The following is a 15,033-nucleotide window of genomic DNA, read 5'->3' on the forward strand; positions in this document are numbered from 1 at the left end:
ACCTGAAGCATAGAAATTAACAGCATGATAACCCGAAACGACCTAAAGAAACTGATATCAAATAGCGTGGCGCTATTGGTAGTATGCCTGGCTGGGTGCGCATCGCACCCGACAGGTATACCTGTCGGGTCATCTGCAGAGACAGTAACAGCATCCACAAGTCCGGCTATACCTGCTGACACAAAGCCACTGGCTTTTCCGGGAGCGGAGGGCTTTGGCAAATACACGACCGGCGGCCGCGGCGGGCAGGTGGTGTATGTCACTAACCTTGAAGACAGTGGGGAAGGCAGCTTGCGCAAGGCCATCCAGAAAAAAGGCCCACGCATAATTGTATTTGCCGTGTCAGGTACCATCGCGCTTAAAGAGCCACTGGACATCAACAACGGCGATGTGACCATCGCCGGCCAGTCGGCGCCGGGCGATGGTATTGCCATCCGCAACTATCCGGTCAATGTCAAGGCAGATAATGTGATCCTGCGCTACTTGCGCTTCCGGCTGGGCGACGTGACAGAGCAGCAGGAAGACGCTTTGAGTGGCAACAAAGGCCGCAGCAACATCATCATTGACCATTGCTCTATGAGCTGGGCCACCGACGAGTGCGCTTCTTTTTACCGCAACAAGAACTTCACACTGCAGTGGAGCATTGTTTCCGAAAGCCTGAATAGATCAGTACATGCCAAGGGCGACCATGGCTACGGTGGCATCTGGGGAGGAGAGCGCGCCAGCTTTCACCACAACCTGATCGCTAACCACAGCAGCCGCACACCGCGTTTCTCCGGCTCCAAGTCTACGCCGAACAGTCCGGACGAACTGGTGGATTTCAGAAACAACGTCATCTTCAACTGGGTGCACAACAGTTCATACGGAGGGGAGAAAGGCCGCTATAATATGGTGAACAATTACTACAAGGCAGGCCCGGCTACGAACTCTTCCAAAGAAGATCGCATTGTGAACCCTTCGCAGCCATACGGGAAATTTTATGTAAATGGAAACCATGTAGAGGGATACCCGGCCATCACCAAAAACAACTGGGCAGGCGGTGTGCAGGCTAATCACCCGGATTCTGCCCGAGCGGTTAATCCTTTTGAGGTGGCAGCCATCAAAGAACAAACAGCTGCCCAGGCTTACGAACTGGTGCTGGGCCATGCCGGAGCCAGTCACAAGCGGGATGCCGTGGATGCCCGTGTGGTAGCTGATGTGCGCTCCGGCAAACCAACCAGCGGCAGCAAGAAAAACGGTATCATCGACTCACAGCAGGATGTAGGTGGATGGCCGGAACTGAAGTCAGCGCCTGCACCCGAAGACAAGGACCAGGACGGCATGCCGGATGCCTGGGAATTGCAGCAAAACCTGAACCCGAATGACCCGGCTGATGCGGCTGGCTATACCTTAGACAAGCAGTACACCAACGTGGAGGTATACCTGAACAGTTTAGTAAAACCGACAACCGAATTGTAGTAAATGAAATACTTCCTGACCATACTACTTTCTCTTAGCCTCTGGGCGGCGCAGACACAGCACAAAAAGCTGGTGGTGGCCCAGGACGGCAGCGGCGACTATACCAGTGTGCAGGAGGCGATCGATGCTATACCTGCCTTCCCGGTTGGGGGTGTGGAAGTGTTTGTGAAGAACGGCACTTACCGTGAAAAGGTGGTGATTCCTTCCTGGAAAACCGACATCCACCTGATTGGGGAAGACAAACATAAAACAATCATTGCCTGGGACGATTATTCGGGCAAAGGCGATATCAACACCTTTACCTCCTACACCGTGCTGGTGCAGGGCAATGGCTTCAAGGCCGAAAACATTACCTTCGAGAACACTGCCGGACCGGTAGGCCAAGCCGTGGCGCTGCACGTGGAGGCCGACCGGGCGGTGTTCCGGAACTGCCGCATTGTCGGTGATCAGGATACGCTGTATGTTGGCGTGAGTGGCAGCCGGCAATACTTCGTGGATTGCTACATCGAGGGTACGACTGACTTTATTTTCGGGCCAGCCACCTCGGTGTTTGAGCGCTGCACCATTCAGTGCAAGAAGAACTCTTACATCACAGCGGCTTCTACACCCGAAGGGCAGCCATTCGGGTTTGTCTTTCTGAACTGCACCGTAACAGCGGCCGATGACAAGCTTAAGGTATACCTGGGCAGACCTTGGCGGCCTTTCGCCCAGACGGTTTTTCTGAACACGCGATTGGGTGGCCACATCCGCCCCGAAGGATGGCACAATTGGAACAAGCCGGAGGCTGAGCAGACAGCATTTTATGCCGAGTACAATTCCTCCGGACCTGGTGCTATACCTGAGCAGCGGGCGAAATGGTCCAGACAACTGACAGTAAAAGAAGCCAAGCGCTATACGCCCGAAACAATATTGGCTGGTAAAGACAACTGGAAGCCTGAACTGAAAGCGACAAGCGCTGTAGGTACGAAATAATCAAAAAGAACACGAAAGCTGAAAAGCCTACGCAATAAACAAGCTTATGAAACTGATACGCTATACAGTAGCCGCCCTGATACTCCTGACTACCGCCTGCAAAACAAGCGACACGGCGCAACAGCAACAGTCTGTGACACAGGAGGACGCTAAACCTTGGTCGGTGCAAATGGCAGACTCTGAGATGAAGCGCAGTCCGGAAGGATGGATGATCGATTTTCAGCCGAAGCCGAAGTGGGATTATACCCAGGGCCTGTTTGCCAGCGCCCTCGAGCGGGTATGGAAACAGACCGGCGACGAGAAATACTTCAACTACATCAAGACCTTCGCCGACACCATGATCACGGCGGACGGCACTATCCGCACTTACAAGAAACTGGATTACAACATTGACCGCGTGAACCCGGGCAAGTTCCTGATCAAGCTCTACGAGGAAACGGGCGACGAAAGGTATAAAATAGCATTTGACAACCTGCGCGACCAGATGCGCACGCACCCGCGCACGAGTGAAGGCGGCTTCTGGCACAAGAAGGTATATCCGCACCAGATGTGGCTCGACGGCCTGTATATGGCTTCGCCTTTTCTGGCAGAGTATGCCGCCAAATATAACGAGCCAGCTTTGTTTGATGATGTGGCCAAGCAGATTATTTTAGTTGACAAGTATACCTGGAATCCGGAAAAGGGTCTCTACCACCACGGTTGGGACGAGAGCCGCGAGCAGCAATGGGCAGACCCACAGACAGGTCGTTCGCCGGAGGTATGGGGTCGCGCCATGGGCTGGTTTGCCATGTCGCTGGTTGATGTGCTGGACCACTTTCCGCAGGACCATCCGAAACGTGCCGAGATCCTGCAGATCACCCAAAAGCTGGCGAAGGCTATTGTGCAGTATCAGGATCCCAAAACCGGCCTTTGGTGGCAGGTAGTAGATCAGGGCGGTCGTGAGGGCAATTACCTGGAATCTTCGGCTTCGAGCATGTTCACTTACTTTCTGGTAAAAGCCAGCAAAAAGGGCTTCCTCGACCAGAGCTACATGCAGGCGGCTACCAAGGGCTATCAGGGTATACTGGATAACTTCATCCGTCAGGATGCAGACGGCGGCATCAGCATCACAGAAGTTTGCGCTGTGGCCGGGCTGGGTGGCAAACCTTACCGCGAAGGCACCTACGAGTACTACATCTCCGAGCCGAAACGCGATAACGATCCCAAGGCAGTAGGTCCGTTCATCATGGCCTCCATTGAATTTGAAGAACTGAAAAGCGCGGCTGCTGCACGATAAGGTATAGCAACTGCATAAAGCAAGCATGACATTGAAAACTTACCTGTTACTGATTACTTTACTCTTTCAATTTGCGCTGGCAAAGGCACAGACTTCTGCCTATGACTTTGTCGTTGCCGAAGACGGGAGCGGTGATTTCAGGTCGGTTCAGGAAGCCATCAACGCCGTACCGGATTTCCGCAAAAACACCACGACGATCTACATTAAAAGCGGCGTGTACAAAGAGAAACTGGTACTGCCGACTTCTAAAACCATGGTGAAACTGGTAGGAGAGGATGTGCAGCATACCATCCTGACCTACGACGACTATGCCTCTAAAAAGAACCGCTTCGGCGAGGAGATGGGCACGACCGGCTCTACCAGTTTTTTTGTGTTCGGAGATGATTTCTCAGCCGAGAACATCACCTTCGAGAACTCCGCTGGCCCGGTAGGGCAGGCGGTGGCGGTGCGCATCGACGGTGACCGGGTGATGTTCACCAACTGCCGCTTTCTGGGCAATCAGGACACGCTATACCCGCATGGTGAGAAGAGCCGGCAATATTACAAGAACTGTTACATCGAAGGCACCACCGACTTCATCTTTGGCTGGTCAACGGCTGTGTTCGACAACTGTGAGATCTACAGCAAAAAAGGGGGCAGCTATGTGACCGCCGCCTCAACAGTGGAGGGAGCACCTTTCGGTTTTGTTTTCCTGAACTGCCGCCTCACCGGCGACGCTCCGAAGGGCTCTTACTACCTGGGCCGCCCCTGGAGGCCGCATGCCAAAACCGTATTCATCAACAGCTACCTGGGTTCGCACATCAAGCCGGAGGGCTGGCACAACTGGAGCAAGCCGGAGGCTGAGCAAACGACTTTTTATGCCGAGTATAAGTCCAAAGGGCCGGGTGCCAAAGCCGGAAAGCGGGTGAAATGGGCGCACCAGCTCAGCAAAAAGCAACTGGAAGACTATACCCTGGAAAAGATCTTTAACGGCTGGATACCGGGACAACCTTACGTCGCGGCCAGTAAATAAACCTTTGCAACATTAAACCCCTTCGCTATGACTAAGAAACCTGTACTTTATGCTGCCGTTTGTTTTTCCGTACTGCTCAGTTCCTGTTCAGGCCTGGTGCAGAAAGAAAGTACAAACGCAACTGCAGAGACAATACAGCACACACCAAGTGCCATTTCGGAGGTATGGGTGTCTGATTTAGGCGATGGCAGGTATAAGAATCCCATTCTGTACGCCGACTACTCCGACCCGGATGTGGTGCAGGTGGGTTCAGATTATTACATGACCTCTTCGAGCTTCAATGCTATACCTGGTTTGCAGATTCTGCACTCCAATGACTTGGTGAACTGGAGCATCATCGGCTATGCACTCGACCGCAATACGCCTTACGATCATTTCTCAAAGCCACAGCATGGTAACGGGGTATGGGCGCCTGCTATCCGGCACCATAACGGTGAGTTTTTCATCTACTGGGGCGATCCGGATTTCGGTATTTACATGGTGAAGACCAAAGATCCCGCCGGACAATGGGAGAAGCCGGTGCTGGTGAAGGAAGGCAAAGGTCTGATCGACCCTTGTCCGCTGTGGGACGAAGACGGCAAAGCCTACCTGGTACATGGCTGGGCCGGAAGTCGCGCAGGTATAAAGAGTATTCTCACCATCAATAAACTCAAGCCGGATGGTACGAAGGTACTGGACGAAGGCATGATGATATTCGACGGGCATGACGCGCACCCGACCGTGGAAGGACCGAAGTTCTACAAGCGCAACGGCTACTACTACATTTTCGCTCCGGCCGGTGGCGTGTCGACTGGCTGGCAGTTGGTGCTGCGCTCGAAGAACGTGTATGGTCCTTACGAAGAGAAGATCGTGATGGACCAGGGCAACACACCGATCAACGGTCCGCACCAGGGAGCCTGGGTGGAGACTACGACGGGCGAGGATTGGTTTATCCATTTTCAGGATATAGAAGCCTATGGCCGCGTGGTGCACCTGAACCCGATGAAGTGGGTGAATGACTGGCCTGTGATAGGTATAGACAAAGACGGCGACGGAAAAGGGGAGCCTGTGCTGACCTACCAGAAGCCAAATGTAGGCAAAGAATACGCAAAGGCTACACCACCAGAATCAGATGAATTTGATGGCCATACCTTAGGGCTGCAGTGGCAGTGGCATGCCAACCCAAAATCAACCTGGGCCTTCCCAACCGGCACCAAAGGACAGCTGCGCTTGTTCACGGGGCAGCTTCCTGAAGATTTCAAGAACTACTGGGATGTGCCGAACCTTTTGCTGCAGAAGTTCCCGGCAGAGACCTTCACGACTACTACCAAACTCAAATTCACGCCAAACCCGAAACTGCAGGACGAGCGCAGTGGCCTCATCGTGATGGGCGAGAACTATGCCTATGTATCGCTGGTGAGCAAACCGGATGGGCTATACCTGACTTACAACACGGCTATTAAAGCCGATAAAGGCACACCGGAGAAAGAGGAGATGTTGGGCAAATTGAATGGCAATGAGGTTTATTTTCGGGTGAATGTGGGCAAAGACGCTACGTGCCAATTCAGCTATAGCGAAGACGGCACGACTTTCAAGTCGGTTGGAACTCCCTTCACAGCTGTGCCAGGCCGCTGGATAGGCGCCAAGGTAGGTTTGTTTGCAACCCGTCCCGGCAAAACCAACGACTCGGGTTACGCTGATGTAGACTGGTTCCGCATCACACCTAATCCATCTAAAATTTCTGTAAGAGACTAAAGCTGAAGATATGATTACGAAGAAGTTCTTTAAACACCGCTTGTTACTGGTAGCAGGTTTAGCCGGGGCACTACAATTCGGCTGTCAGCAACAGCCAGCCACAACTGCCTCTACAAATAGCCCTACCGCTGCTCCTGTAGCAGCAACAGCCAGCACTGCCAACACCGATTGGGTATACGAAGGCATCGAGTTCGATATGCCGCGTGTGCAGGAGCCAACGTTCGGCAGCTACCGTGTCAGCATCACTGATTTTGGGGCTGTAAGCGATGGCCTCACTAAAAATACACAAGCCTTTGAAAGAGCCATAGCGGATGTTTCTGCTAAAGGCGGTGGTACGGTGGTGATACCACGTGGTATGTGGTATACGGGCCCGATTGTGATGAGAAGCAATATCAACCTGCATGCAGAGGACGGTGCACTGATTTTGTTCAGCAAAGACTTCGATGATTATCCGCTTGTGAAGACCAGCTTCGAGGGACTCAATACTTTCCGCTGCCAGTCACCGATCTCAGGATATGGACTGGAGAATGTGGCTATTACCGGTAAAGGCGTTTTTGACGGAAATGGCGATGCTTGGCGCCCGGTGAAGAAAGGCAAAATGACCGACGCGCAGTGGAAAACCTTGGTGAATTCCGGTGGTGTGCTGAGCAACGATGGCAAGACGTGGTATCCTTCTCAAAGCTCGAAGAACGGGGCTACAACCGGCAACTTCAACGTGCCACTTGATCTGACGGAGAAAGAACAATTTGAGCCGATAAAAGACTTCATGCGCCCAGTGCTCCTGAGTATAATTAACAGTAAAAAAGTGATGCTGGACGGTCCTACTTTCCAGAACTCTCCAGCTTGGAACCTGCACCCGCTAATGTGCGAAGATGTGACCATCCGCAACCTGACCGTGCGCAACCCTTGGTACTCGCAGAACGGCGACGGCCTAGACCTAGAGTCTTGCAAGAATGCCGTGGTGTATAACAACACCTTCGACGTAGGTGACGATGCCATTTGTTTTAAATCCGGTAAGGACAAAGACGGTCGTGATCGCGGTATACCTACTGAGAACGTGATCGTGAAAAACAATGTGGTATACCACGGTCATGGCGGCTTCGTGGTAGGCAGCGAAATGTCTGGCGGCGTGAAGAACGTGCACGTGTCTAACTGTACGTTCATTGGCACCGACATCGGACTGCGCTTTAAGAGCACACGCGGTCGTGGTGGTGTGGTAGAGAACATCTATATCTCTAACATCGACATGATCAACATCCCGACACAGGCCATCAGTTTTAACCTGTTCTATGGCGGTAACTCACCTACCATGGATGCCGAGCAAGGCGGGGCTAAGAAGGAGGAAAAGCTGGAGTCGGTGACAGAAAAGACACCTTCGTTCAAGAACATCTACATGAAAAACATACGTGTGGCTGGTGCTGACGAGGCGCTGGCGCTACAAGGTTTGCCAGAGATGAACCTGCAAAATGTGAACATTGAAAATGCCGTACTGAAAGCCAAGAAAGGGATAACTGCAGTAGATTCTGACGGCATTGTGCTCAAAAATGTGAAGGTAGAAGCAGAACAAGGACCAGCATTAACCATTTTCAACAGCAAGAACATTGACATCACAGGCTTTAGCTACAACGAGGGGAAAGAGCCGGTGGTAAAAATACTCGGGCCGAAGACGGAGAAGGTGCGCCTAGAGAAAAAAGACTTTAACAACGCCGCCAAACAGGTTTCGAAAGGGAAAGACCTGACTGGCACGGCACTCAACATAGAGTAAAGAACTTTCATTTGAAACACTAAGCATGGTCACTGTGGGGCCATGCTTTTTTATCTCCCATCATCAGAAACTTTTTACCTGAAATAACACAACAATGCAGAAGCTAGCTTTTGGACTTGCCGCAATAGCTCTAAGCCTGGCGCTGATGGCCTTTATTCCTTTCAAGAAGAAAACAGTGACGGTATACCTGATCGGCGACTCTACTGTGGCTGATTATACAGGCGATTATGAAGAGGAAGACTATATGCTCAAGCGCTACCCGGTGGCCGGCTGGGGGCAGATGTTCCAGCCCTTCATGCGGCCTGACAGCCTGACCAAACTCCGCCATTTGATCAAAGCAGACAGCGTGGTAGTAGATGACAGAGCAAGGGGAGGACGCAGCACGCGTACTTTCTTTGAAGAAGGCCGCTGGTCGGCGGTTGTTCGCTCACTGCAGAAAGGTGATCTGGTCATGATTCAGTTCGGGCACAACGATGCTGCCGAGAACAAACCAGAGCGCTACACCAATGTAACAGCCTACAAAGAGTATCTGCGCCTGTACGTTAACCAGACCCGCGAAAAGAAAGCCATTCCGATTCTGATCACTCCGGTGAACCGCAATTATCCGTGGAAAGATGGCCAGTTAAGCAATGTGCACGGCGAGTACCCACAGGCGGTGAAAGATGTAGCCAAGGAACTGAACGTGCAGCTAATCGATTTGACGCAGCTATCCATTGACCATTTCACTGCCAAAGGTCAGGATTATGTAACAAAGCATTATTTTATGCACCTGGCGCCCGGTGAATATGTAGCATACCCTGACGGGCAGAAGGATAACACGCATTTTAAAGGTGCAGGTGCTACAGCGGTTGCGCAGCTTGTGTTTAACGGGATGAAGAGTTTGAAAGGAGGCGCTGCAGCGAAGAAGTAACGCAACTGAGTTACGGCTCCGGGCTATTATACCCGTGGAGAGCATGGAATCATTGACCTATAACTCAACTGAATGATATGAACATCAGACGACACTTCTTATGGCTTGTAGTCTCACTTTGGTTTAGCGTAGGTAGCGCTTCGGCCCAAAACGAAGCTAGTATGTACCACAAGCTTTGGTATAAACAGCCTGCCGGCAACTGGAATGAAGCACTGCCACTTGGAAACGGGCGATTAGGAGCCATGGTCTTCGGCCAGCCGGCACAGGAACAGTTGCAGCTGAATGAAGAGACGGTTTGGGCTGGTGAACCGGGTAATAATGTGTTGACTGCATTACATAGCGCGTTGCCCGAAATCAGAGCACTTATAAATGCAGGGAGGCATAAAGAAGCGCATGATCTGGCTTCTGAAAAGATTCCCCGCCATCCGGCCGCCGATAACAATTATGGTATGCCTTATCAGCCAGTCGGAAATCTGTTTATTTCCTTTCCGGGCCACAAGCAAGCCACAGACTACTACCGTGATCTGGATATTCAACAAGCCACCGCAACGGTTTCTTATAAAGTAAACGGCGTTACGTTCAAGCGGGAAGTATTATCATCATTCACGGATGATGTCGTGATCGTGCGGCTTACAGCAGATAAGCCTAAAAGTATAAACTTTACACTCACGGCCGATAGTCCACACAAAAGTTACACGGTCAGAACACAGGATAACCAGCTTTTGCTGAGCGGTGTTTCCGGTGATGCAGACAACAAAAAAGGGAAGGTAAAATTTGAAACGCGTGTTAAACCTGAAGCGGAGGGAGGCAAGGTCACCAGCACACCGGAAGGCGTACAGGTGAGCGGAGCCAATGCCGCCACGATCTATATCTCCATTGGTACAAATTTTAAAAACTACAAAGACCTGAGTAGCATTGGCGAGGCAAAAGCAGCAAGTTTGCTGACCAGTGCCGTTAAGAAGAAGTATAAGAAAGCAAAAGCAGAGCATATCGCCTTCTACAGAAACTACTTCGACCGTGCTTCCCTGAACCTGGGCACGACTGCAGCTATGCAGAAACCAACGGACGAACGCCTGGCTGCTTTTGCTAGTTCGAACGACCCGCATTTAGCGGCACTGTATTTTCAGTTCGGACGCTACCTGCTTATCTCTAGTTCGCAGCCGGGTACACAGCCCGCTAACCTACAGGGCATCTGGAACGACAAAATCGCACCGTCCTGGGACAGCAAGTATACTGTCAATATCAACACCGAAATGAATTATTGGCCGTCTGAGGTAACCAACCTTTCAGAAATGCACGAACCACTGTTTGGCATGCTGAAAGATCTCTCGCAGGCCGGTAAAGAAAGTGCCGCCAAAATGTATGGGGCCCGCGGCTGGATGATGCATCATAATACGGACATTTGGCGGATGACCGGCCCCATTGACGGTGCTTTTTATGGCCTGTGGCCTATGGGAGGAGCCTGGCTGACGCAGCATCTGTGGCAACGTTATCTGTATACCGGCAATCAGGCTTTTCTGAAAGAGGTATACCCGGTACTTAAAGGTGCAGCCTTGTTCTACGCCGATGTGTTGCAAGAGGAGCCAACGAACAAATGGCTGGTGGTAAGTCCGTCTATGTCGCCGGAGAACAAACACCAGAGCGGTGTGTCTATTGCCGCCGGAACCACCATGGATAACCAGCTTATCTTCGATCTTTTCAGCAATGTGATTAGAGCTTCCGAAGTGCTGAATACTGATCTGGCTTTTGCCGACTCACTACGCACCATGAAAGACAGGTTGCCTCCTATGCAGATAGGGCAGCATAACCAATTGCAGGAGTGGTTGCAGGACTTAGATCGGAAAGATGATAAACACCGCCACGTTTCCCATCTTTACGGCTTATTCCCGAGCAACCAGGTTTCGCCTTATAGCCATCCTCATTTGTTTGAAGCTGCCAAAAACTCGCTTGTTTACCGGGGTGACAAATCTACAGGCTGGTCGATGGGTTGGAAAGTGAACCTGTGGGCAAGGCTGCTGGATGGCAACCGTGCTTATAAACTGATACAGGACCAACTGACACCTGCCGGACTGGAAGGCAAAGGAGAGAGTGGAGGCACTTATCCGAACCTGTTCGACGCGCATCCACCTTTCCAGATTGATGGCAATTTCGGTTGCACGGCAGGTATAGCTGAGATGTTACTTCAAAGTCATGATGGGACGCTGCATGTGCTTCCGGCGCTGCCCGATGTGTGGCAAACCGGTGAGGTAAAAGGACTGGTAGCGAGAGGCGGTTTTGTGATAGATATGGCCTGGGAGGCAGGAAAAGTGAAAACAGTGAAAATACATTCCAAACTGGGTGGCAACTGCCGCATCAGAACAAGCGAACTCTTGCAATTAGCCAGTAAAGGTAACCTGAAAGAAGCAACTGGTGAAAACCCAAACTTCTTTTACCAGAGAGCAGCTATTAAAGATCCATTGGTATCGGAGAAAGCACAATTGCAGGAGGGAAGTATAGCCGATGTGCTAGAACTCGATCTGGCTACTGAAAAAGGAAAAACTTATTTGTTAAGATTAAACTAAGGTATAGCCCATCTCACGGGCGCTTATACCTGCTTACGTGTACATTGTGAAGGTAATCAACCAGATGTTGAGCAAGAGATGGCAACCACTAGCGAAGGCATACTTATGGGTATGGCTCATATTGGTTGCTGCTACTGCCGATGCACAGAAGTCAGATGTGGGTAACTTTTATCCACTGCTCCAATCTCATGCTGCTAAAAATAACAGCAGCCTCTCCTTCCTGAACAGTAAGCACCGCAACACAGAAAAGTGGCGGAAAGAAGCAAAGGGAAAACTGCAGGAATTGCTGGCTTACAGCCCGGAGCATGTACCTTTACAAAGTCAGGTTATCAGCACCACCAAGCGCGATGGCTATACCCAGCACCTAGTGCGCTACAATGTAAGCGCAGGCCAGCAAACAGAAGCTTTTTTGCTTATACCTGATAACCTGACCAAACCTGCTCCAGCCATCATTGCCCTGCACGACCATGGCGGCTTTTACTTTTTCGGGAAAGAAAAACACAGTATCACCGATGATCAGCCGGAGGTGCTGGTAGAGTATATTCAGAACCTATATGAAGGCAGGGCTTATGCCGACGAATTAGTTAAAAGGGGCTTTGTGGTGCTCTCGCCAGATGCGCCTTATTTTGGGTCGCAGAAGCTAGACCCGGAACTGGTAAGCGATAAAAACGCGAAGTCCTATTATGACAAAGTCACGGAAGACGAGAGCGAGAACATCAAAGCTTATAACAAGTTTGCCGGAGCACAGGAGATACCGATGAACAAGACCATCCTGACAGCGGGTACCACCTGGCTCGGCATGATCGTGCATAGCGACAGAGTAGCGATTGATTACCTGTTGTCGCGCCCGGAGGTAGACCCGGAGCGGATCGGCTGCATCGGCTTGTCGCTGGGCGGGTTGCGTAGCACGTACCTTTTCGGTCTCGATGCCAGGATTAAGACAGGTGTAGTGGCGGCTTTTTCTACTACCTACGAGCACATGCTGCAGGAACACGTGCGCCATACCTGGATGATGTATGTGCCAAGGCAGTACCAATACCTGGACCTGCCCGATGTGGCTTCGCTGAATGCACCGCGTCCACTGTTGGTGCAGAACTGTCAGCAGGACAAGCTATTTAACCCAGCTGGTATGAAAGCTGCAGAAACAAAACTGACCGACATCTACAGCAAGATGAAGGCTGCAGATAAATTCAAGGCCAGCTATTACGACGTGCCACACTCAATGACCATCGCCATGCAGAACGATGCTTTTGAGTGGCTGGAGAAATGGCTGAAATAAGTACGAAGAGAGAATACTTTTATGAAATTAGAACACTTTGCGTTGAATGTAGAAGACCCGGTGGCTATGGCGGCCTGGTATGTGGAACACCTGGGTATGACAATTGTCCGGCAGATGGAGCAGTCGCCTTTTATGACCTTTCTGGCCGATGACAGTGGGAGGGTTATGGTGGAGATATACCTCAACCCGGCTGACGAAGTGCCGGCCTACCGGGAAATGAACCCGCTGTTGGTGCATCTGGCATTTGTGTCAGAAAACCCAATTGCCGATCAGGATCGATTAGTCGCTGCAGGAGCAAGTTTGGTCTCGGAGCAGCACTTGGAAGATGGTTCGCATCTGGTGATGCTGCGCGATCCCTGGGGCCTGGCCCTGCAGCTTTGCAAAAGGGGAGTGCCGATGCTGGCTGAGAAAGAACGTTCGTCGAAGGTATAGGTGTAAGTATTTAGGCTATTCAGAAAGTGGTGACTGTTGCATTCATCCTATAATAGATAAAGCACCCATCCTGTGGAGTGGCCTGATTTTAGAGTGACAGTTGTAAAATAATAAAGTGTGTTCGTATGAAAATATTCCTGTTGTTGGCGACTACATTACTGATGGCATTGCTTCCTGCCCAACAGAAGCAGCCCATCAAGGTATACCTGATCGGTGACTCCACCATCTCCATCAAAGAAACGAAAGCCTATCCGGAGACGGGTTGGGGAATGCCATTTGTACATTTCTTCGATTCAAGCGTGACAGTGGACAACCGGGCAAAAAACGGCCGCAGCACCCGCACCTTTATTGAGGAAGGCCTATGGCAGCCCGTGGTAGATAACCTGCAGGCTGGCGACTATGTGTTCATTCAGTTCGGGCACAACGACGAAGTGGAGACCAAAAAAAGCTATACCCCGCAGGACCAGTACCGTGCTAACCTGGCACGGTTCGTACATGAGACCAGAAAGAAGAAAGCTATACCTGTACTGATCACGCCAGCGGCCCGTCGCCAGTTCGACGAAGCCGGTAAGATCGTGGGAACACACGACACCTATTCAGCCATTGTACGTGAGGTAGCCAAGAAGCATAAAGTGCCGCTCATTGACCTAGACAAGAAAAGCCAGGAGCTGTTGCAGCAGTTCGGCACAGAAAACTCGAAGCACCTGTTTCTGCAACTGGAAGCCGGTGAGCATCCTAATTACCCTGAAGGCAAAGATGATAACACCCACTTCAGCGAACTAGGCGCACGCAAGATGGCGCAGCTGGTACTGACCGGCATAAGAGATCAGAAGCTGGAATTGGCAGATAGGATTGTGAAAAAGTAAGCGTGCTGGTACAGTAATAGATGTGTATATCCTGAAACAGGTATAAATGAAATGAAAAGTAAACAGCCGTGGTGGATGAACGCTGCAGCAGGAGTAATGCTTGGCGTCCTGTGCCTGTCAGGTATAAGCTGTTCTAATTTCAGAACACAGGCATCGCAACCGGGTGTAAAGGTATGGCAGGTCAATTCGCTCACGTCGATTGCGGGGTATCAGCCAACAGTAATAGGTAACCCAAAGGTAATTGATGCTGGGACGCACGAACTGGCGATTGCGTTTGATGGTATAGACGATGGGTTGCTGATCAACTCTAACCCGATTGCCGGAGCAGAGGATTTTGAAATAGAGGTGGAGTTTAAGCCCTATACCGGTTATCCCGATAACATCGAGCAGCGCTTTCTGCACATACAGGACCCTGCTAACCCAGATAGGAGAATCCTGATCGAGCTTCGGCTCAATAACCGGCAACAGTGGTATGCCGACTTCTTTATGCGAACCGAGAACGCGTCAATTACCCTGATCGACTCTACTAAAACGCATCCAGTTGATGAGTGGGCTACCATCAAGCTACATTACAGCCGGGGTCAGATGAAAGGCTTTGTAAATGGATTAGAAGAGGTGTCGGGAGAGATTACTTACCTGCCCATAAGTCCTTCTGCCAGCACTTCCATTGGCACCCGTATGGACAAACGCTCCTGGTTCAAGGGCACGATCAAAACTGTACGATTCAGCACAAAGTAATTTATCACCTGCTAAGCTTGGGTATATAAA

General features: G+C 51.0%; 12 protein-coding genes. All 12 read left to right on the forward strand.

Annotated elements, in window-relative coordinates; translation table 11 throughout:
- The first annotated feature begins 24 nt into the window (after positions 1 to 24).
- Positions 25 to 1,458 (forward strand): polysaccharide lyase family 1 protein, encoded by a 1,434-nt coding sequence (locus I0P70_RS10110; protein ID WP_196117318.1) that lies wholly within the window; start codon positions 25 to 27, stop codon positions 1,456 to 1,458.
- Between the two features lie 3 nt (positions 1,459 to 1,461).
- Positions 1,462 to 2,430 (forward strand): pectinesterase family protein, encoded by a 969-nt coding sequence (locus I0P70_RS10115; RefSeq protein ID WP_196117320.1) that lies wholly within the window; start codon positions 1,462 to 1,464, stop codon positions 2,428 to 2,430.
- A gap of 46 nt (positions 2,431 to 2,476) precedes the next feature.
- Positions 2,477 to 3,706, forward strand: a complete 1,230-nt coding sequence (locus tag I0P70_RS10120) for a glycoside hydrolase family 105 protein (RefSeq protein WP_196117322.1) — start codon at positions 2,477 to 2,479, stop codon at positions 3,704 to 3,706.
- A 25-nt stretch (positions 3,707 to 3,731) separates the two neighbouring features.
- Positions 3,732 to 4,718 carry a pectinesterase family protein gene (locus I0P70_RS10125; protein WP_196117324.1) on the forward strand — a complete coding sequence of 329 codons (987 nt, stop codon included), beginning with the start codon at positions 3,732 to 3,734 and terminating at the stop codon, positions 4,716 to 4,718.
- A gap of 27 nt (positions 4,719 to 4,745) precedes the next feature.
- Positions 4,746 to 6,452 (forward strand): glycoside hydrolase 43 family protein, encoded by a 1,707-nt coding sequence (locus tag I0P70_RS10130; protein WP_230392110.1) that lies wholly within the window; start codon positions 4,746 to 4,748, stop codon positions 6,450 to 6,452.
- Positions 6,453 to 6,462: 10 nt separating this feature from the next.
- Positions 6,463 to 8,217: a glycoside hydrolase family 28 protein gene (locus I0P70_RS10135; protein ID WP_196117326.1), complete on the forward strand. Its 1,755-nt coding sequence runs from the start codon at positions 6,463 to 6,465 to the stop codon at positions 8,215 to 8,217.
- A gap of 94 nt (positions 8,218 to 8,311) precedes the next feature.
- The gene (locus tag I0P70_RS10140) at positions 8,312 to 9,127 is read left to right on the forward strand and encodes a rhamnogalacturonan acetylesterase (protein ID WP_196117328.1); all 816 of its coding nucleotides are present in this window, start codon (positions 8,312 to 8,314) and stop codon (positions 9,125 to 9,127) included.
- 77 nt (positions 9,128 to 9,204) lie between these two features.
- The gene (locus I0P70_RS10145) at positions 9,205 to 11,688 is read left to right on the forward strand and encodes a glycoside hydrolase N-terminal domain-containing protein (protein ID WP_196117330.1); all 2,484 of its coding nucleotides are present in this window, start codon (positions 9,205 to 9,207) and stop codon (positions 11,686 to 11,688) included.
- Positions 11,689 to 11,725: 37 nt separating this feature from the next.
- A complete protein-coding gene (locus I0P70_RS10150) occupies positions 11,726 to 12,967 on the forward strand; it encodes a dienelactone hydrolase family protein (RefSeq protein WP_370583196.1) in 1,242 nt (413 codons plus the stop codon).
- 21 nt (positions 12,968 to 12,988) lie between these two features.
- Positions 12,989 to 13,399 (forward strand): VOC family protein, encoded by a 411-nt coding sequence (locus I0P70_RS10155; RefSeq protein ID WP_196117332.1) that lies wholly within the window; start codon positions 12,989 to 12,991, stop codon positions 13,397 to 13,399.
- Positions 13,400 to 13,524: 125 nt separating this feature from the next.
- On the forward strand, positions 13,525 to 14,265 hold the full coding sequence (locus I0P70_RS10160) for a rhamnogalacturonan acetylesterase (protein WP_196117334.1): 741 nt from the start codon (positions 13,525 to 13,527) through the stop codon (positions 14,263 to 14,265).
- Between the two features lie 51 nt (positions 14,266 to 14,316).
- Positions 14,317 to 15,003 carry a LamG-like jellyroll fold domain-containing protein gene (locus I0P70_RS10165; RefSeq protein WP_230392111.1) on the forward strand — a complete coding sequence of 229 codons (687 nt, stop codon included), beginning with the start codon at positions 14,317 to 14,319 and terminating at the stop codon, positions 15,001 to 15,003.
- Positions 15,004 to 15,033 lie beyond the last annotated feature (30 nt).

The organism is Pontibacter sp. FD36, from assembly GCF_015686655.1.
Lineage (GTDB): Bacteria > Bacteroidota > Bacteroidia > Cytophagales > Hymenobacteraceae > Pontibacter.

Bases quoted from the DNA above. Each gene is read 5' to 3' on its own strand.
- I0P70_RS10165 (WP_230392111.1), top strand. From the start codon at position 14,317: ATGAAAAGTAAACAGCCGTGGTGGATGAACGCTGCAGCAGGAGTAATG.
- I0P70_RS10125 (WP_196117324.1), top strand. From the start codon at position 3,732: ATGACATTGAAAACTTACCTGTTACTGATTACTTTACTCTTTCAATTT.
- I0P70_RS10110 (WP_196117318.1), top strand. From the start codon at position 25: ATGATAACCCGAAACGACCTAAAGAAACTGATATCAAATAGCGTGGCG.
- I0P70_RS10115 (WP_196117320.1), top strand. From the start codon at position 1,462: ATGAAATACTTCCTGACCATACTACTTTCTCTTAGCCTCTGGGCGGCG.
- I0P70_RS10130 (WP_230392110.1), top strand. From the start codon at position 4,746: ATGACTAAGAAACCTGTACTTTATGCTGCCGTTTGTTTTTCCGTACTG.
- I0P70_RS10140 (WP_196117328.1), top strand. From the start codon at position 8,312: ATGCAGAAGCTAGCTTTTGGACTTGCCGCAATAGCTCTAAGCCTGGCG.
- I0P70_RS10160 (WP_196117334.1), top strand. From the start codon at position 13,525: ATGAAAATATTCCTGTTGTTGGCGACTACATTACTGATGGCATTGCTT.
- I0P70_RS10135 (WP_196117326.1), top strand. From the start codon at position 6,463: ATGATTACGAAGAAGTTCTTTAAACACCGCTTGTTACTGGTAGCAGGT.
- I0P70_RS10155 (WP_196117332.1), top strand. From the start codon at position 12,989: ATGAAATTAGAACACTTTGCGTTGAATGTAGAAGACCCGGTGGCTATG.
- I0P70_RS10120 (WP_196117322.1), top strand. From the start codon at position 2,477: ATGAAACTGATACGCTATACAGTAGCCGCCCTGATACTCCTGACTACC.
- I0P70_RS10145 (WP_196117330.1), top strand. From the start codon at position 9,205: ATGAACATCAGACGACACTTCTTATGGCTTGTAGTCTCACTTTGGTTT.